At 72.5% G+C, this 17,932-nt stretch carries 17 protein-coding genes; 5 read left to right on the top strand and 12 right to left on the bottom strand.

The annotated features are described in order from the left end of the window. Nucleotides 1-23: 23 nt before the first annotated feature. Complete coding sequence (locus HN013_RS09375; protein ID WP_171165051.1) at nt 24-1,253, top strand: acyltransferase; 1,230 nt, start codon at nt 24-26, stop codon at nt 1,251-1,253. 43 nt (nt 1,254-1,296) lie between these two features. On the opposite strand, the gene HN013_RS09370 is transcribed toward HN013_RS09375, so the two are convergent. From HN013_RS09370 to HN013_RS09355, 4 genes are all read right to left on the bottom strand, one after another. After that, nucleotides 1,297-1,704 carry a PPOX class F420-dependent oxidoreductase gene (locus HN013_RS09370; RefSeq protein WP_171165049.1) on the bottom strand — a complete coding sequence of 136 codons (408 nt, stop codon included), beginning with the start codon at nt 1,702-1,704 and terminating at the stop codon, nt 1,297-1,299. A 137-nt stretch (nt 1,705-1,841) separates the two neighbouring features. Then, nucleotides 1,842-2,333, bottom strand: a complete 492-nt coding sequence (gene ispF / locus HN013_RS09365) for a 2-C-methyl-D-erythritol 2,4-cyclodiphosphate synthase (RefSeq protein WP_171165047.1) — start codon at nt 2,331-2,333, stop codon at nt 1,842-1,844. Next, nucleotides 2,323-3,117 carry a 2-C-methyl-D-erythritol 4-phosphate cytidylyltransferase gene (gene ispD, locus HN013_RS09360; RefSeq protein ID WP_171165045.1) on the bottom strand — a complete coding sequence of 265 codons (795 nt, stop codon included), beginning with the start codon at nt 3,115-3,117 and terminating at the stop codon, nt 2,323-2,325. The genes ispF and ispD overlap by 11 nt, the downstream gene beginning before the upstream one ends. Before the next feature lie 361 nt (nt 3,118-3,478). Next, nucleotides 3,479-3,961 (bottom strand): CarD family transcriptional regulator, encoded by a 483-nt coding sequence (locus HN013_RS09355; protein WP_003953493.1) that lies wholly within the window; start codon nt 3,959-3,961, stop codon nt 3,479-3,481. Between the two features lie 521 nt (nt 3,962-4,482). Between HN013_RS09355 and HN013_RS09350 the strand changes: the two genes are divergently transcribed. Further along, on the top strand, nt 4,483-5,211 hold the full coding sequence (locus HN013_RS09350; RefSeq protein ID WP_171165043.1) for a DUF461 domain-containing protein: 729 nt from the start codon (nt 4,483-4,485) through the stop codon (nt 5,209-5,211). Between the two features lie 107 nt (nt 5,212-5,318). Here the strand turns inward: HN013_RS09350 and HN013_RS09345 are convergent, their stop codons facing one another. Further along, nucleotides 5,319-5,999, bottom strand: a complete 681-nt coding sequence (locus HN013_RS09345; RefSeq protein WP_171165041.1) for a response regulator transcription factor — start codon at nt 5,997-5,999, stop codon at nt 5,319-5,321. Nucleotides 6,000-6,048: 49 nt separating this feature from the next. Then, nucleotides 6,049-7,335, bottom strand: coding sequence for a cell wall metabolism sensor histidine kinase WalK (locus HN013_RS09340; RefSeq protein WP_171165039.1), 1,287 nt, complete (start codon nt 7,333-7,335; stop codon nt 6,049-6,051). A gap of 244 nt (nt 7,336-7,579) precedes the next feature. On the opposite strand from HN013_RS09340, the gene phoU reads away from it, so the two are divergent. Next, on the top strand, nt 7,580-8,269 hold the full coding sequence (phoU, locus tag HN013_RS09335; protein ID WP_171165037.1) for a phosphate signaling complex protein PhoU: 690 nt from the start codon (nt 7,580-7,582) through the stop codon (nt 8,267-8,269). A gap of 345 nt (nt 8,270-8,614) precedes the next feature. Here phoU and HN013_RS09330 read toward each other — a convergent pair whose 3' ends face one another. Next, nucleotides 8,615-9,376 (bottom strand): phosphoglyceromutase, encoded by a 762-nt coding sequence (locus HN013_RS09330; protein ID WP_171165035.1) that lies wholly within the window; start codon nt 9,374-9,376, stop codon nt 8,615-8,617. Nucleotides 9,377-9,538: 162 nt separating this feature from the next. Between HN013_RS09330 and HN013_RS09325 the strand changes: the two genes are divergently transcribed. Then, a complete protein-coding gene (locus HN013_RS09325) occupies nt 9,539-10,810 on the top strand; it encodes an MFS transporter (protein WP_171165311.1) in 1,272 nt (423 codons plus the stop codon). Nucleotides 10,811-10,826: 16 nt separating this feature from the next. Here the strand turns inward: HN013_RS09325 and HN013_RS09320 are convergent, their stop codons facing one another. Together HN013_RS09320 and mshA are read right to left on the bottom strand one after the other, a co-directional pair. Continuing rightward, nucleotides 10,827-11,330, bottom strand: a complete 504-nt coding sequence (locus tag HN013_RS09320; RefSeq protein ID WP_171165034.1) for a YbjN domain-containing protein — start codon at nt 11,328-11,330, stop codon at nt 10,827-10,829. Continuing rightward, nucleotides 11,323-12,690 carry a D-inositol-3-phosphate glycosyltransferase gene (mshA, locus tag HN013_RS09315; protein WP_171165032.1) on the bottom strand — a complete coding sequence of 456 codons (1,368 nt, stop codon included), beginning with the start codon at nt 12,688-12,690 and terminating at the stop codon, nt 11,323-11,325. The genes HN013_RS09320 and mshA overlap by 8 nt, the downstream gene beginning before the upstream one ends. 164 nt (nt 12,691-12,854) lie before the next feature. On the opposite strand from mshA, the gene HN013_RS09310 reads away from it, so the two are divergent. Next, nucleotides 12,855-13,670, top strand: a complete 816-nt coding sequence (locus tag HN013_RS09310; RefSeq protein ID WP_171165030.1) for a class I SAM-dependent methyltransferase — start codon at nt 12,855-12,857, stop codon at nt 13,668-13,670. Nucleotides 13,671-13,812: 142 nt separating this feature from the next. Here HN013_RS09310 and HN013_RS09305 read toward each other — a convergent pair whose 3' ends face one another. The 3 genes from HN013_RS09305 to HN013_RS09295 are packed head-to-tail and all read right to left on the bottom strand — an operon-like array spanning nt 13,813 to nt 17,865. Further along, nucleotides 13,813-14,253 carry an NUDIX hydrolase gene (locus tag HN013_RS09305; protein ID WP_171165028.1) on the bottom strand — a complete coding sequence of 147 codons (441 nt, stop codon included), beginning with the start codon at nt 14,251-14,253 and terminating at the stop codon, nt 13,813-13,815. Next, complete coding sequence (locus HN013_RS09300) at nt 14,250-15,329, bottom strand: CHAD domain-containing protein (protein WP_171165026.1); 1,080 nt, start codon at nt 15,327-15,329, stop codon at nt 14,250-14,252. The genes HN013_RS09305 and HN013_RS09300 overlap by 4 nt, the downstream gene beginning before the upstream one ends. Before the next feature lie 55 nt (nt 15,330-15,384). After that, nucleotides 15,385-17,865 carry an RNA degradosome polyphosphate kinase gene (locus tag HN013_RS09295; RefSeq protein WP_171165024.1) on the bottom strand — a complete coding sequence of 827 codons (2,481 nt, stop codon included), beginning with the start codon at nt 17,863-17,865 and terminating at the stop codon, nt 15,385-15,387. Nucleotides 17,866-17,932: the final 67 nt, after the last annotated feature.

The raw sequence follows: 17,932 nt of genomic DNA, 5'->3' as shown, positions 1-17,932 counted from the left end.
ACTAGCCCACGGAAGAGGACGACATGCGCTTCGCCAGGCGAGGTGGACTCGACGGCAGCCCTCCTGCCGTCCGGCGCCCGGCACCCCGGCTCGCGGTACTGGACGGCCTCCGCCTGGTGGCGGCCCTCATGGTCGTGGTCTTCCACTACACCGCCCTGCGGGGCGGCTGGGACCAGAACCCCGACGACGTCTTCCCCCACCTGCGGACGTTCACCCGCTACGGATTCGTCGGCGTCGAGGTCTTCTTCCTCATCAGCGGGTTCGTCATCTGCATGAGCACCTGGGGGCGGTCGCTCGGTGACTTCGTGGTCTCCCGGGTCTCCCGGATCTACCCCGCCTACTGGTTCGCGATCTTCCTGACCGCCGGGGTGATCACGCTCTGGCCGCAGGTGCGCAGCGTGGAGAACCTGGACGTCGTCCTCACCAACCTCACCATGGTCCAGGAGGCCTTCGGGGTGTGGGACGTGGACGGCGTCTACTGGACGCTGTTCATCGAGCTCAAGTTCTACGTCCTCTTCGCGATCGTGGTGGCCACCGGCGTCACGTACCGCAAGTGCGTCCTGTTCTGCGGGATCTGGACGGTGGCGGCGGTCGTGGCCCCCCGGTCCGACAGCAAGCTGCTGCAGATGTGGGCGATGCCGCTCTACACGCCCTACTTCGTGGCGGGCATCGCCTTCTACCTGATGCACCGCTTCAAGCCCACGGCGCTGCTGTGGGGCATCGTCTCGATGTCCCTGCTGATCGCGCTGCACGGGATGCCCAAGCGGGTCGCCGACAACACCACCACCAGCATCCCGGTCTGGCCGGCCAGGCTGATAGTGGTCGCGGCGTTCGTGATCATGGCGCTGATCGCGCTGGGCCACTTCAACCGGATCCAGTGGCGCTGGCTGACGACCGCGGGGGCGCTCACCTACCCGCTGTACCTCGTCCACCAGTACATCGGCATGACCGTCATCCACGGCCTGCGCACCCGCGTCGCGCCCTACCCGCTGGTGGCCGGGCTGATCGTGGTGATGCTGGGCCTGGCCTGGCTGATCAACCGCTGCGTCGAACGCCCGGTGGGCAAGCGGCTGCGGCGCGCGATGCAGAAGGGCATGGAGGAGATGCGCCGCAATTCGGCCGTCCCGGCCCTCCGGAAGCCCGACCCGCAGAACGACCTGACGACGATCCTCCAGGAGCCCCGGACCCACCACAAGCCGTACGAGCCCGCCGAGCAGGGCCGGGTGGGCGCGGGCACGGCGGACGGAGGCTGACAGCGGCCTTGGCGCCCGCCGCGGCGCGGCGGGCGCGACCGGCTCAGAGCGAGCCGACCACCTTGCGCGGGGTGACGCGGACGACGACCCGGGGGGCGTCGTTCTCGGCCTCCGGGTTGAAGTCCGCGTAGTCCTTGCCCGTGTACTTCCGCGACAGCTCGTTGATCAGCTCCTGGCCGCCCTCGGAAGAGAGCTCCGCGGTACCGCGGATCTCCGCGTAGGTGTACGGCGCGTTGGGCGGGTTCACGAGGATGGTCACCCGCGGGTCGCGGCGCAGGTTCTTCTCCTTGCGGCGCCCGACGGTCGTGGAGATCAGCAGGTCGTCGCCGTCGCGCTTGACCCAGGTGACGGACAGCTGCGGGCTGCCGTCCGGCTGGACGGTGGCCACGGTGATGAAGGCGGGATTGTCGTCGAGGTAGTTCTTCAGATCGTCCGAGAGCTCGGCAGACACCTTCCGGGTCCTTCCTTCGAGTGACGGCGCGCACCGGGCGGGTGCGCGCACGACGAAGTGTCGGTACCGGTCACGGTATGCCACCGGGGCGTTACGGACGGGGTGCCGGCGGCATCACGCCACAGCGGGGGCCGCCGTCAGCGCCGGTACACCAGCGCCGTCGCCACCGCCGCCAGACCCTCCGCGCGGCCCGTCAGGCCCAGCCCGTCGGACGTCGTCCCGGAGACCGACACCGGCGCGCCGACCGCGTCGGACAGGGCACGCTGCGCCTCGTCCCGGCGCTTGCCGATCTTCGGCCGGACGCCGATCACCTGCACGGCCACATTGCCGATCTCGAAGCCCGCGGCGCGGACGACACGGGCCGCCTCGGTCAGCAGGGTGACGCCGGACGCCCCCGACCACTCGGGCCGGTCGGTGCCGAAGTGCTCCCCGAGGTCGCCGACGCCGGCGGCGGAGAACAGCGCGTCGCAGGCGGCGTGCGCGGCGACGTCGCCGTCGGAGTGGCCGGCGAGGCCGTGGGTCGCGTCCTCCCAGAGCAGGCCCGCGCACCAGAGTTCGCGGCCCTCCTCGAAGGCGTGCACATCGGTACCGATGCCGATCAGGGGCACGGTCCGTGCGTCAGAAGCCATCGTTGGCCCTCCTCCGGGCGATCACTGCCTCGGCCAGGACCAGGTCCAGCGGCCTGGTCACCTTGAACGCCTCCTCGTGGCCGGGGACGACCACGACGGGCAGGCCGAGCCGTTCCACCAGGCCCGCGTCGTCGGTGGCCCCCTCGCCCTCCCGGGCGTGCTCCAGGAACTCGGCGTGGGCCGCGTCGAGGGTGCGGCGGTCGAAGCCCTGGGGCGTCTGCACAGCCCGCAGCAGCGCGCGCTCCGGGGTGCCGGTGACGGTCTCGGGGGCTCCGGCGTCCTCGGTGCCGTCGCGCGGCGCGACCTGCTTCACCGTGTCGGCGAGGGGCAGCGCGGGAACGACGGCCGGGCAGCCGCCGCGGACGGCCGCGACGACGGCGTCGACCGTGTCGACGGGGACGAGCGGACGGGCCGCGTCGTGGACGAGGACGATGCCGATGTCGTCGGGCAGCGCCTCCAGGCCCCGGCCCACGGACTCCTGCCGGGTGGCCCCGCCGGGGACGACCACGACCTCGGTCCGGTCGCCCGCGAGCGGGAACTCGTCCAGCAGGGAGCGCACCTCGGCCTCGCCGTCCGGCGGGGCGACGACCACGACGAGGGAGACCGCGCGGGAGGCCGTCATGGCCCGGACCGCGTGCACGAGCATGGGCGTGCCGCTCAGGGCGCGGAGCGCCTTGGGCGCGCCGGGACCCAGCCGGACGCCACGCCCGGCCGCGGGGATCACCGCGGCGGTACGGGACGCCGGAGCGCCGGTCCGGTCGGGAACTGTGGCTCGATCAGACATTGCGTTGGCGTTCAGGTTTGCTTCCTCGGCCGAGTTGGGTATGGCCTGGGGGAACCCCCTGCTCCTGGAGCTCGGGGGTGTGCCGGCGCCCACCGTGACCAGCCCCTTCCGTGAAACGACTGGTCCGGTTCGCCCACCCGCGAGCGGGCACCGGCACGGCCGGAGCAGAGATGCCGCAGCGCCCGCCGGATGACGTCCGTCATCGCGCGGGCACCGCGGCACTTCTACGTGGCGACCCCCGGGTCGCACTGCTGCCGCTCACGTCCGTGAACGGTTGCGGCGTACTTCTTGTCGTGCGGCCTTCTCGTCGTGCTTGTCGCCCGGCGGGGAGCCGGCACATCCGAGCGTCAGGCTCTGGGCGTCAGGACGCGAGAACCTCGTCGAGCAGGGCCTCGGCCTTGTCCTCGTTGGTGTTCTCCGCGAGGGCGAGCTCACTCACCAGAATCTGCCGTGCCTTGGCGAGCATGCGCTTCTCACCCGCGGACAGGCCGCGCTCGCGCTCGCGACGCCACAGGTCGCGCACCACTTCGGCGACCTTGATCACATCGCCCGAGGCGAGCTTCTCCAGGTTTGCCTTGTAGCGGCGGGACCAGTTCGTCGGCTCCTCGGCGTACGGCGCGCGAAGCACCTCGAAGACCCGGTCGAGCCCGTCCTGGCCGACCACGTCGCGAACACCGACGAACTCCGCATTGTCTGCCGGCACCCGAACCGTCAGGTCACCCTGGGCGACCTTCAGCACCAAGTAGGTCTTGTCCACGCCTTTGATCTGGCGAGTTTCGATGGCCTCGATCAGCGCGGCCCCGTGATGGGGATAGACCACGGTGTCGCCAACCTTGAACGTCATGTGACAGGTACCCCTTCCGTGGCTATCCAGTCTAACACGGGAAGTGTCCGTTCTGAATGGCGTTTCCGCAGGTCAGGGCATATCTCGGGGCTTGACAACAGCGCCCGGGACGTGCTGCGCGGGGGTTCCGGAAGCAGGTATTCGCAGGTCGGAGCGGTTGTCCGGGGCAAGCGAAACGGGCACGTTACACGTACCGGGACGGGCGCGCGAGCGGTCGAACGTCCCGTTTTGCCGGGGTCCGGTCGCCGCAGTTCCGGTACTCCGTTCGGGGCGCGGGACCCTTCCTCGCGCGCATTACGGAATTGATCAAGCCGAACGTGATCAATTCCGTAACGCGTTCCGCTCGGTACTCGCATTCCTTACCGATAATCCACCCGGACAGGTCCTCGGATAAGCCGGTGGTAGGACTGTCGACGGCCGAGTGGACCTTGAGAGGCGGGTCGGGTGCGGCGGCCCGGCGACGGCTCGGTAACCTAAGCGCGCTGACACACCTCTTACTTCGTCAAGGAGATGCCGCCGCCGTGAGCAGCAGCCTTCGACGCGGCGCTCTCGCCGCCACCGTCCTCGCGCTCTCGATCGCCTCGCTCTCCGCCTGCGGGGCGGGCAACGATGCGCAGACGTTGCAGGTCAAGCCGGACAACGCCGCCACCGCGGTCGGCGACATCAAGCTCCAGAACGTCAACGTGATCACCCAGCCGGGGCAGACCACGACCGGCCCGGCCGTGATCACGGGCCAGGTGTTCAACAACGGCGACAAGGCCCAGTCGCTGAACGCCGTCAAGCTGCCCGGCAAGAACGTCACGGTGCAGCTCAAGGGCGCCAAGGGCAACGGCCCGGTGGAGATCCCGGCCGGGGGCTCGCTGACGCTCGGCGGCAAGGGCAACGCCTCCGCCGTCCTGCCGAACGGCCGCGAGAGCCTCAAGGACGGCGAGCAGCAGCAGCTGTCGTTCGTCTTCAGCAGCACCGGTGATGTGCGCGTCGGCGCCTTCGTCGTCCCCGCCACCAGCTACTTCAAGGACTGGGGCCCCGCCGAGGCGCCGCAGTCCCCGCAGCCGGGCAAGCCGGGCGGCGGCAAGCAGGGCAAGCCGGGCGCGTCCGCCCCGGCCTCCCCCGGCGCCTCCGCCCCGGCGGGCAAGCCGGAGGACGCGGCGAAGAAGGCGGAGAAGCCCGAGAAGGGCGAGAAGAAGAACGGCGAGAAGAACGGCGAGAAGAAGAGCCAGACGCCGGCCGCGCCGGGCACCGAGCGCTGACGGCGGGCGAGCACTGACGGCGGCGCCGGCCACGCCGCAGGGCCCGGGAGCCGTCGGCTCCGGGCCCTCGCCGCTTCTGCCCCTCGGGGTCCATGGCCCCTCGGGGCCTACGGCTCGAACTTGTAGCCGAGCCCGCGCACCGTCACCAGGTAGCGCGGGGCCCCCGGGTCCGGCTCGATCTTGGCGCGCAGCCGCTTGACGTGGACGTCGAGCGTCTTGGTGTCACCCACGTAGTCCGCGCCCCACACCCGGTCGATGAGCTGCATCCGGGTCAGCACCCGGCCGGCGTTGCGCAGCAGCATCTCCAGCAGGTCGAACTCCTTGAGCGGCAGGTCGACCTTGCCGCCGGAGACGGTGACGACGTGCCGGTCGACGTCCATCCGGACCGGTCCCGCCTCCAGGGCGGCGGGCGTCACCTCCTCCGGCTCGCCCCTGCGGCGCAGCACCGCGCGGATGCGGGCGACGAGCTCGCGCGAGGAGAAGGGCTTGGTGACGTAGTCATCGGCTCCTATCTCCAGGCCCACGACCTTGTCGATCTCGCTGTCCTTGGCGGTGACCATGATGACGGGCACGTTGGAGCGTCCGCGCAGCTGCCGGCAGACCTCGGTGCCGGGCAGGCCCGGCAGCATCAGGTCGAGCAGGACGAGGTCGGCGCCGTTGCGCTCGAACTCCTCCAGGCCCTCGGGGCCGGTGGCCGCGATGGCGACCTCGAAGCCCTCTTTGCGCAGCATGTAGGACAACGCGTCGCTGAAGGACTCTTCGTCCTCTACGACGAGCACTCGGGTCACGGGGCGACCTCCGGTCGGGTCTCGTTCTGGCGGTGCGGGCGGAAGAGGGTCACGGGAGGGTCTCCGGGGCGGGGATGCCGGCGCTGCCGGGGGCGGTGTCGTCGTAGCGGCGGAGGCGGAGCCGGTCGCGGTCCACGCCCGCCTCCGGGAGGCGCAGGGTGAACGTGGAGCCCTGGCCCTCGGCGCTCCAGACGGTGACCTCGCCGCCGTGCGACGCGGCCACGTGCTTGACGATCGACAGGCCGAGGCCGGTGCCTCCGGTGGCGCGGGAGCGGGCCGGGTCGACCCGGTAGAAGCGCTCGAAGACCCGCTCGCGGTCCTTCTCGGAGATGCCGATGCCCTGGTCGGTGACCGCGATCTCGATGAGATCGCCGCCGGGCGCCGCGACCCGGCGGGCGGCGATGCCCACCCGGGTGCGGGCCGGGCTGTAGTTGACGGCGTTCTCGACGAGGTTGCCCAGGGCGGCGGCGAGCTGGCCGCGGTTGCCCCAGACGTGCAGGCCGGCGGAGCCGCCCGCCCGTCGCCCGCCACCACCCCGAGTGGAGGACCCTTCGGGTCCGCCGACAGAACTGGCCATGGTGATCTGCTTGGTGCCGGCCTGGTGGCGGCACCGGTCGATGGCCTCGGCCACCAGCTCGTCCACGCGGACGGGCTCGGCGTCCTCCAGCGGGTCGTCGTTCTGCACCCGGGAGAGGTCGATGAGCTCCTGGACGAGGTTGGTCAGCCGGGTGGCCTCGATCTGCATCCGGCCGGCGAAGCGGGTGACCGCCTCGGGGTCGTCGCTGGCGTCCATCACGGCCTCGGAGAGCAGGGAGAGGGCGCCCACCGGGGTCTTGAGCTCATGGCTGACGTTGGCGACGAAGTCGCGGCGCACGGCCTCGATGCGGCGGGCCTCGGTCAGGTCCTCGACGAGCAGCAGGACCAGGCGCGAGCCCAGCGGCGCGACCCGGGCGGAGACCGCGAGGGCGTCCCCGCGGCCGGTGCCGCGGCGCGGCAGGTCCAGCTCGACCTGGCGTATCTCGCCGTCGCGCCGGGTGTCGCGGGCCATCTGGAGCATCGGCTCCACGGCGAGCCGGCCGCCGCGCACCAGGCCCAGGGCGTACGCCGCCGAGCTGGCCTTGACCACGGCGTCCCCCTCGTCGAGCACGACGGCGGAGGACCGCAGCACGGAGAGGACGGTGTCCACCCCGGGCGGGAGGACCGCGTCGGTGTGCAGGGAGCTGCGGGTCGGGCGGGCCTGGTCGCGCTCGCTCCAGCGGAACGCCAGCATGGCGATCACGCCGGTGCACAGTCCGGCGAGGGCTGCCGCTGCGGCGACGGCCGCGTCCACGTTCATGTCTCCAGGTTAGGCGTGCGCACCGACAGCCCCACAGCCAAATGGGGGGTGCCTCGAACACACGTTGCCGAGAGTTCACCTTGAGGTCGGTGGTGGTTCACTCGGGAGGTCGTCACCCGTCGGTTTCCGGCCGGATCGTAGGAGCCGGGCCGGCCGACCGGGCAGGATCCCCGCCCGGTGCCGCGGTGACGGCGACGAGAGCACGCACCGGCCGCCGCACGACTCGAAGCGAGAGAAGGACACGATGCGGGACGCGTACCACGAGGAGCTGGACTCGATAGGCGACGGGCTGGTCGAAATGGCACGGCTCGTCGGCTCCGCCATAGGGCGCGCCACGACGGCGATCCTGGACGCGGACCTCAAGCTCGCCGAGGCCGTGATCGCCGGCGACAGCAAGGTGGACGACCTCCAGCGGGACCTGGAGGCGCGGGCCATCGCCCTGCTGGCCCGGCAGCAGCCGGTCGCCACGGATCTGCGGATCGTCGTGACGTCGCTGCGGATGAGCGCCGACCTGGAGCGTTCCGGCGACCTCGCGCAGCACGTCGCGAAGCTCGCCCGGCTGCGCTTCCCCGACACGGCGGTCCCGCGCGACCTGCACTCCACCGTGCTGGAGATGGGCCAGCTCGCCCAGCGGCTGATGGCCAAGGCCGGCGAGGTGCTGATCACCAAGGACGTGGACCTGGCGCTCCAGCTGGAGCAGGACGACGACGCCATGGACCTGCTGCACCGCGCGCTCTTCCAGCACCTGATGGACGACCGCTGGCAGCACGGCATCGAGACGGCCGTCGACGTGACCCTGCTGGGCCGCTACTACGAGCGGTTCGCCGACCATGCCGTCTCCGTCGCCAAGCGCGTCGTCTACCTGGTCACGGGCGAGCACGCGGACGAGCTCGGCCAGTCGGCGAACACCCCCGGCGCAGGGGAGGCTTCCTGACTCATGGAGTGCGCCGCTACGCTCCCCGGCGTACTCCGTGCGCCCGCACACTCGTACACCAAGCGCATTGACGACCGACGCCGGGTGAGCGTTGAGTGGGGTGTGGCAGACCACCCATCGAGGAGGTACCGCATGACCGGTTCTCTCGCGCACATCCCCGCAGCGCCCGCGATGAGCGGATGCCAGTGCGGGCCCGGCTGCACCTGCGGCTGCCAGCAAGGCGGCTCCTGCCAGTGCGGCGGGAGCTGCGGCTGACACGCCGCGTCCACGTCACTCACGGGCAAGGGCCCCCGGACGGCTGTCGCCGGCCGGGGGCCCTTGCCTGTATGTCCGGTCCGTGCCGGGCTACTTCTTCTTGCCCTGGTTCTTGACGGCTTCGATGGCGGCCTTGGCGGCCTCCGGGTCGAGGTAGGTGCCGCCGGGGGTGACGGGGCGGAAGTCGGCGTCGAGCTCGTAGGCGAGCGGGATGCCGGTGGGGATGTTGAGGCCGGCGATGTCGGCGTCGGAGATGCCGTCGAGGTGCTTGACCAGGGCGCGCAGCGAGTTGCCGTGGGCGGCGACCAGGACGGTGCGGCCGGCGAGCAGGTCGGGGACGATGCCGTCGTACCAGTAGGGCAGCATGCGGACGACGACGTCCTTGAGGCACTCGGTGCGCGGGCGCAGCTCCGGGGGGATGGAGGCGTAGCGCGCGTCGTCGCTCTGGGAGAACTCGGAGCCGTCCTCGAGGGCGGGCGGCGGGGTGTCGTACGAGCGGCGCCAGAGCATGAACTGCTCCTCGCCGAACTCGGCCAGGGTCTGGGCCTTGTCCTTGCCCTGGAGGGCGCCGTAGTGGCGCTCGTTCAGCCGCCAGGAGCGGTGGACGGGGATCCAGTGGCGGTCGGCGGCCTCCAGGGCCAGCTGCGCGGTGCGGATGGCGCGCTTCTGGAGGGAGGTGTGGACCACGTCAGGGAGCAGGCCGGCGTCCTTGAGCAGTTCTCCGCCGCGGACGGCCTCCTTCTCGCCCTTCTCGTTGAGGTTGACGTCCACCCAGCCGGTGAACAGGTTCTTCGCGTTCCACTCGCTCTCGCCGTGGCGGAGGAGGATGAGCTTGTACGGTGCGTCGGCCATGCCCTTGAGCGTAATCGACGGTGCGGGGGCGTCGCTCCCGGCGGTGGCCGGCGGTCCACTTGACGGATCGTGTCAATTGGATGGCGTGCACATGCCCGGCGCTCGTAAGGTGCGGATCAGCTGAACACCACTTACATCCAGGGGGCACGCGTGATCGCGCGCATGGGCAGGGCGGCGAGGGAGAGCGTGGCGGGACTGCCACGGGCGTTCTGGTGGCTGTGGGTCGCCACGCTGGTCAACCGCCTGGGCGGGTTCGTCGCGACGTTCCTCGCGCTGTACCTGACGATGGAGCGCGGCTACTCCGCCTCGTACGCCGGGCTGGTCGCGGCGCTGCACGGGCTCGGCGGGGTGGTCGCCTCGCTCGGGGCCGGGGTGATGACGGACCGGCTGGGGCGGCGCCCCACCCTGATGATCGCCCAGGTGTCGACCGCCGCGTCCGTGGCGCTGCTGGGCTTTGTGCACGACCCGGTGCCGATCGCGGGCGCCGCCTTCCTGGTCGGACTGACCAGCAACGCCTCGCGGCCGGCCGTCACCGCGATGATGGCCGACATCATCCGGCCCGAGGACCGGCTGCGGGCCTACTCGATCAACTACTGGGCGATCAACATGGGGTTCGCGGTCTCCTCGACCGCGGCGGGCTTCGTCGCCGAGTACAGCTACCTGGCGGGCTTCCTCGGGGAGGCCGCGATCACGCTGGCCTGCGCGGTCCTGTGCTACTTCACGCTCCCCGAGTCGCGGCCCGAGCCGGTCGCGCCGTCGGGCCCCGGCGAGGCCGCGCCGGCCGTGGGGCTGGGCTCGGTGCTGCGGGACGGCCGGTTCATGGGCGTCACCGGCCTGGCCTTCCTGGTGGCGGTGATCTTCCATCAGAGCTCGGTGGCGCTGCCGGTGGCGATGGGCCGGGAGGGGCTGTCGACCCAGGACTACGGCATGGTCATGGCCGTCAACGGCATCATGATCGTCGTGCTGCAGATCCCGGTGACCCGGGTCATCGAACGCCACGACCCGCGGCGGCTGCTGGTCTTCTCCGCCCTGCTCGCCGGGTACGGCTTCGGGCTGACCGCCTTCGCCGGCTCGGTCGGCGTCTTCGCGCTGACCATCGTCGTCTGGACGCTCGCCGAGATCATCAACTCGCCCACCCAGTCGGGCATGGTGGTGCGCTTCTCCCCGCTCCACGCACGGGGCCGCTACCAGGGCGTGTTCTCGCTGTCGTGGACGCTCGCGGCCCTGGTCGCGCCGCTGACGGGCGGCGTGATCATCGAGGAGTTCGGGGCCGGCGTGCTGTGGGCCGGGTGCGCGGTGGTCGGCACGATCGCCGGCGCGGGGTACTGGCTGCTGACGCGCGACCTGCCGGAGGAGGGGGCGGCGGAGACGCCGGTGGCACAGGGGAAGACGCCGGCCACCGGACAGCCGGAGGCCGAGGCCATGCCGGCCTGAACGCCCCGGCCCCGCGTCACTCCTTCCGGCCGTCCTCGCCCTCGCCCGTCAGCCGGGTGAACGCCTCCAGGTTGCGCGTGGACTCGCCCCGTGCGGTGCGCCACGCGTACTCCTTGCGGATCGCGCTCGCGAACCCCATCTCCAGAAGGGTGTTGAAGCTGCCGTCCGCGTTCTCCAGCACCGTGCCGAGGATCCGGTCGATCTCGTCGGGCGTCACGGCGGCCAGCGGCAGCCGCCCCACGAGGTAGATGTCGCCCAGCCGGTCGAGGGCGTACGCCACGCCGTACAGCCGGGTGTTGCGCTCCAGCAGCCAGCGGTGCACCGCCTCGTGGTTCTCGTCGGGGCAGCGCACCACGAAGGCGTTGACGGACAGGGAGTGGTTGCCGACGACCAGCGACACGGTCGTCGACAACTTCCGCGTACCGGGCAGCTTCACGACGTACGTGCCGTCGTCCGGGCTCTCCCATTCGAGCGCGGCCTCGCTGAGCGTCCGCTCGATGGTGGTCTTCGCGTCAGACATACGCCGAGCGTAGGCGACGACGGCGTTCGATGATCGCTTCGGTGTACACCCCGGCCGTGACGCCGGCCGCCGTGTCCCAGCCGAAGGACCGGGCGTGCGCCGCCGCCGCGGCGCCCATCGTGCCGGCCAGCTCCGGCGCGTCGGCGAAGCGCTCCAGCGCCCGCGCGTAGTCGGCGGGGTCGTGGCCGTCCACCAGGAAGCCGCTCGTCCCGTTCCTGACCGCCACCGGCAGACCGCCCACGGACGCGGCGACGACCGGTGTGCCGCAGGCCTGCGCCTCCACCGCCACCAGGCCGAAGGACTCGCTGTACGAGGGCATGACCAGCACGGACGCCGCCCGGTACCAGTCGGCGAGCCGATCCTGATCCGTCGGCGGACGGAACCGGACCACGTCCGTGATCCCCAGGCGGGCGGCCAGCTTGTGCAGCTCCTCCGGCTTCGCGAGACCGCTGCCGCTCGGGCCGCCGACCACCGGGACGACGATCCGCGAGCGCAGCCCGGGACGGCGGTCCAGCAGCTCGGCGACGGCGCGCAGCAGCACGTCGGGCGCCTTCAGCGGCTGGATCCGGCCGGCGAACAGCGGGACCAGCGCGTCCTGCGGCAGCCCGAGCCGGGCGCGGGCCGCGGCCCGGCCGTCGGCCTCCCGGAACCGCTCCAGATTGACGCCGGGGTGGACCACGGCGACCTTGCCCGGGGCCGCGTCGTAGTGCCGTACGAGCTCCTCGGCCTCGCCCTCCGTGTTCGCGATCAGCCGGTCGGCCGCCCGGACGATCTGCGTCTCGCCGATCACCCGGGCCTGCGGCTCGGGGGTGTCCCCCGCCGCCAGCGCCGCGTTCTTCACCTTGGCCATCGTGTGCATCGCGTGCACCAGCGGCACGCCCCAGCGCTCGGCGGCCAGCCAGCCGACGTGCCCGGACAGCCAGTAGTGCGAGTGGACGAGGTCGTAGTGGCCCGGCCGGTGGCCCGCCCACGCCTGCATCACGCCGTGTGTGAAGGCGCAGAGCTGGGCCGGCAGCTCCTCCTTCGCCAGGCCCTCGTACGGGCCCGCGTCGATGTGCCGGACGAGGACGCCGGGGGCCAGCTCCACGGTGGGCGGCAGATGGCCGGTGGTGGCCCGGGTGAACACCTCCACCTCGATGCCGATGGCGGCGAGCCGCTTCGCGAGCTCGACGATGTAGACGTTCATGCCGCCCGCGTCGCCCGTGCCGGGCTGGTGCAGCGGCGAGGTGTGGACGCTGAGCATCGCGACGCGGCGCGGCAGCCGGCCCTGCGCGCGGCGCAGGAACTGCTGGGGCCGGGCGAAGGGGCTGCCATGCGTACGGGTGCGGCGCGCACCGCGCCGGGGTGCGTACTGGCTCACCGTTCGGGTCCTCCGTCCGCCTGTGGGGGGCGTGCGTACGTCAGGGGTCAACCCTGGAACGCGGAACCGCCCGCTCCCCTTCCCTCCTCTTTCCTCCTTTACCAAACAGTGATGCGGCCCGCCGCACGGTCCGGCGTCCGACCGGAACCGCTTACGCTCGGTGCATGGCCGCCGTCCGTCCCGCATCCGCCCCCCACCAGCGCCCCGTCGGGGCGGCGACGCGCGGTACGACCAACCCGAACCGGTTGCGCCGGATGGACCGCTGGATCACCGCCGTCCACGCCTCCGCCCTCCGCCGCTCCGCCGACCCCGTCGCCGTCGACCTCGGCTACGGGGCCGCGCCCTGGACCGCCGTCGAGCTGCTCGACCGGCTGCGGCGGGTGCGGGCCGACGCCCAGGTCGTCGGCGTCGAGATCGACCCCGCCCGGGTCGCGGCCGCCGCCCCCTACGAGCGCGACGGGCTCGCCTTCGCCCGCGGCGGCTTCGAGGTGCCCCTCGCGGCCGGGCGCCGGCCCCTCTTCATCCGGGCCGCCAACGTGCTCCGCCAGTACGACGAGGACGAGGTCGCCGCCGTCTGGGCGCGGCTCCGCGCGCGGCTCGCGCCCGACGGGCTGCTCGTCGAGGGCACCTGCGACGAGATCGGGCGGCGGCATGTGTGGGTCGCCCTCGGCCCTGAGGGGCCGCGCACCGTCACCTTCGCGGCGCGGCTCGGGTCGCTGGGGGCGCCTTCGGATCTTGCGGAGCGGTTGCCGAAGGCGCTCATTCATCGGAATGTGCCGGGGGAGCCGGTGCATGCGTTTCTTTGTGACTTCGACCGGGCTTGGGCGGCGGCCGCGCCCTATGCGTCTTTGGGGGCTCGGCAGCGGTGGATTCGGGCGGTGTCGTCGCTCGGTGCGGATTGGCCGTTGGTGGGTGGGGTGCGGCGGTGGCGGCAGGGGGAGGTTACGGTGCGGTGGGAGGCGGTGGCGCCTCGGGGGTAGGGGTGCCCCGGTCCCTCCCTTTCACCGTTTCTGCGGGGGCAAGCCCCCACACCCCCAGAAGCGCGCTGCGCGCGCTGTCCTCAAACGCCGGACGGGCTATCTCAGCCCGTTGGGGGTGCCCCCTCTGGGGGAGGGCCCGGGGCTACCCCACCCCCAACACCACCAGCAACGCATCCACCAACCCCCGATCCCGCTCATGCGTCAACCGCCCCCGCGCCTCCCCGGGCGGGAGCCAGGCCAACCGATCCACCTCCCGATTGGGCACGAACGTGCCCCCGCACGCCTCCGCCGCCCAGTACCGCACCTCCTTCCACCGCCCGTCGGCCACGGGATAGCCGGAGGTCGGCAGGGGCGCGCCGAGGACGCAGTCCATGCCGGTCTCCTCGCGGACCTCGCGGAGGGCGCCGGTGCGGGGGTCCTCGCGGGGTTTGAGTTTGCCTTTGGGGTAGGACCAGTCGAGGTATTTGGGGCGGTGGACGAGGGCGAGCTCGATGCCGCCGTGGGGGGCGCGGCGCCAAAGGACGCAGCCGGCGGCGCGGACGACTGCGTCGGCGGTGCCGGGGGCGGGTTTGACGGGTTTCATCGGGGGACCGCCATTCGTTGCCAGATCCGGCCGAAGGCGAACCGGGCGGCTTCGACCTCGTGGCGCTGGTCGGCGTGGAGGACGCCGAGGGCGTAGGCGGTGGCGGGGGCGATGCGGGGGGTGCGGGCGGCGGCGGCCGCGTAGGAGGCGGCCTCGGCGGCGTCGCGGTGCCGGTCGAGGGTCTGGCCGGCGCTCAGGAGCCTTATGGTGAGGGCGGGTTCGACCTCGGTGCGGTGCTGTTCGTCGAGGACTTCCTGGGCGTAGCGGCGGAGGCGGACCAGCAGGCGTACGTGGTGCCAGGGGGCGTCCTGCCGGCCCTCGGCGGCGGGGGCGCCCGGGCCGGCGAGGCCGTGGGAGAGCCCCTCGGCGTTGTACGGCAGTCCGGCGACGGAGAGCGGCAGGGTGCCGGCGGCTTCGAGGAGGAGCCGGTGGGTCTGCTCGGCGAGCAGCGGCAGGGCCTCGTGGGCGGGCAGGTCGTGGGCGGCGGGGTCGAGCGGCGGGTCGGTGGAGAGCACGGCGACGGCGTCGGCGACGGCATGGAAGCGCGCGGAGCCCAGCGCCTGGAGCGCGGCGGAGTGGGCGCGCGTCCGGGCCAGGGTCAGCTGGCGTTCGAGCAGGGCACCGGCGCGGGCCGCGCCGACGGCGGGGGCGCTCCCGGGGCCGCCGTCGGCGGAGGCGCCGGAGAGCCGGTGCAGCGCGCCGCGCAGCCGGGCCAGCCGGGCCGCGCACGCGTACTCGCGGCCCAGCGTCTCGGTCAGCCAGCCGAGTTCGGTCCGGAACTGGTCGGTCCAGGGGACCTCGGTCAGCGGCCGGAAGACCTGTAGCGCTCCGGCGACGCGGCGGGCGGCGCCGCGCAGCAGCCGGACGGCCTCGGCGCTGTCCTCGGCGGCGGTCCCGGTGCCGTGCCCGCTGTCGCCGTGCAGGCGCAGGGCGCGCAGGAACTCCGTGGCCTGCTGGTGCAGATAGCGCGCGAGGACGTCGGCGGCGGTGCCGGTGGGGTGCGGGGTGTGGCCGCCGTCCGGTCCCCGGCGTCCGGGGAGCGGGGGCCGGCCGTCGGTGGCGGCGTCGGTCGTCATGTCGGTCGTCGTCCTGTCGGTCCGTCCTCCGGCCGCGGTGAGGGCGACCGGCGTTTCACGGGGTCGCTGAGCCACGCCGGCGCCTCCGGGCGTCGATGAGGATTTCCTGCACATTGCGCAGCGGCCGGCCGTCGGCGTCGGTCGCCTGCCGGGTCCAGCCGCCGTCCGGGCCGAGGTGCCAGGAGGCCGTGCGGTCGGACATCCCGAGCTCCAGCAGCCGGCTGAGCGCGGCGCGGTGCGCGGGGTCGGTGACGCGGACGAGCGTCTCGATGCGCCGGTCGAGGTTGCGGTGCATCATGTCGGCGCTGCCGAGCCACACTTCGGGCTCCCCACCGTTCGCGAAGGCGAAGACGCGGGAGTGTTCCAGGAACCGTCCGAGGACGCTGCGCACCCGGATGTTCTCCGACAGCCCGGCCACCCCCGGACGCAGGGCGCAGATGCCACGCACCCATACGTCCACCGGGACACCGGCGCGCGAGGCGCGGTAGAGGGCGTCGACGACCGCCTCGTCCACCATCGCGTTGACCTTGATCCGGATGGACGCGGGGCGGCCGTCCCTGCGGTGGGCCACCTCGCGCGCGATGCGCGAGACCAGGCCGTCGCGCAGCGACCGCGGGGCGACGAGCAGCCGCCGGTAGGTCTCGCGGCGCGAGTAGCCGGACAGCCGGTTGAAGAGGTCGGACAGGTCGGCGCCCACCTGCGGGTCGGCGGTGAGCAGGCCCAGGTCCTCGTAGAGGCGGGCGGTCTTGGGGTGGTAGTTGCCGGTTCCGACGTGGGAGTAGCGGCGCAGGGTGTCGCCCTCCTGCCGCACGACCAGGGACAGCTTGCAGTGGGTCTTCAGCCCGACGAGTCCGTAGACGACGTGGCAGCCGGCCTCCTCCAGCTTGCGCGCCCAGATGATGTTCGCCTGCTCGTCGAAACGGGCCTTGATCTCGACGAGGACGAGGACCTGTTTGCCGGACTCCGCCGCGTCTATGAGCGCGTCGACGATCGGGGAGTCGCCGGACGTGCGGTAGAGCGTCTGCTTGATGGCGAGGACGTCCGGGTCGGCGGCGGCCTGTTCGAGGAAGGACTGGACGGAGGTGGAGAACGAGTCGTACGGGTGGTGGAGCAGCACGTCCCGTTCGCGGAGGGCGGCGAAGACGTCCGGTGCGGAGGCGGACTCCACCTCGGCCAGATCGCGGTGCGTACCCGCCACGAACTTGGGGTACTTGAGCTCGGGCCGGTCGAGGGCCGCGATGTGGAACAGCGCGGTGAGGTCGAGCGGGCCCGGCAGTGGGTAGACCTCCGCGTCGGAGATCTTCAACTCGCGGACCAGCAGGTCGAGGACGTACGGGTCGATGGACTCCTCGACCTCCAGCCGCACGGGCGGGCCGAAGCGGCGCCGCATGAGCTCCTTCTCCAGCGCCTGGAGCAGGTTCTCCGCGTCGTCCTCCTCGACCTCCAGGTCCTCGTTGCGCGTCACCCGGAACATGTGGTGCCCCAGCACCTCCATGCCGGGGAACAGCTCCTCCAGGTGCGCGGCGATCACGTCCTCCAGCGGCACGTACCGCTGCGGCGACGCCTCCAGGAACCGCGAGAGCAGCGGCGGGACCTTCACGCGCGCGAAGTGCTCGTGCCCGCTGACCGGGTTGCGGACGACCACGGCGAGGTTGAGCGACAGCCCGGAGATATACGGGAAGGGGTGCGCCGGGTCGACGGCGAGCGGGGTGAGGACGGGGAAGATCTGCTGGCGGAAGAGGGTGAAGAGGCGGGACTGCTCCTTCTCCGTGAGCTCCGGCCAGCGGATCAGGTGGATGCCCCGCTCGGCCAGGTCGGGGGCCACGTCCTGCTGGTAGCAGGCGGCGTGCCGGGCCATGAGCTCCCGGGAGCGGGTCCAGATCAGCTCCAGCACCTCGCGGGGCTGGAGGCCGGACGCGGAGCGGGTGGCGACGCCGGTGGCGATGCGGCGCTTGAGGCCGGCGACGCGGACCATGAAGAACTCGTCGAGGTTGCTCGCGAAGATCGCCAGGAAGTTGGCGCGCTCCAGGAGCGGGGTGGCCGGGTCCTCGGCCAGCTCCAGCACCCGCTCGTTGAACGCCAGCCAGCTGCGCTCGCGGTCCAGGAAACGGCCCTCGGGCAGCGGTTCGCCGTCCCGGGCGGGGTCCTCCTCGCCGTCGTCGTACCCGTCCGTGTAGTCGATCCCGCGGTCCGCCGTGCTCGGCGCCTGCCGGTGGCGGGCGGGCTCGCGGGCGGGGGCGCGGGCGCCGTAATCGGCTCCGCCGTAGTCGCCCTCGCCGTAACCTCCCCCGCCGTAGCCGTCCTCGCCATAGCCGTCCTCGCTGTAGTCGCCTTCGCCGGAGTCGTCCTCGGCGTAGTCGTCGAGGTCGGCGTCCAGGTCGGGCTCCAGCTCGGGGACGTACGGGGCGAGGGCCGGGGAGCGGTCCGGGCCGGGCCGGTGCGCGGCCAGGAAGCTCACGGGCGGCGGGTCCCCGGCCCGGTCACCGTGCGGCCGGTCCTCTTCCCGGGGGCGCGAGAACGCCGGAGGGTCTGCCATACCTTCATTGTTCCGCTCACCCGGGAGGGCGGGCACGGCGGAGACCGCGGCGGCGCGTGGCCTGCGT

Origin of the sequence: Streptomyces sp. I05A-00742 (assembly GCF_013055795.1) — a bacterium.
In the GTDB taxonomy this organism is placed as follows: Bacteria; Actinomycetota; Actinomycetes; order Streptomycetales; family Streptomycetaceae; genus Streptomyces.
Note: the sequence above shows the minus strand (reverse complement) of the source record. Positions and strands in the feature narration are given on the sequence as shown.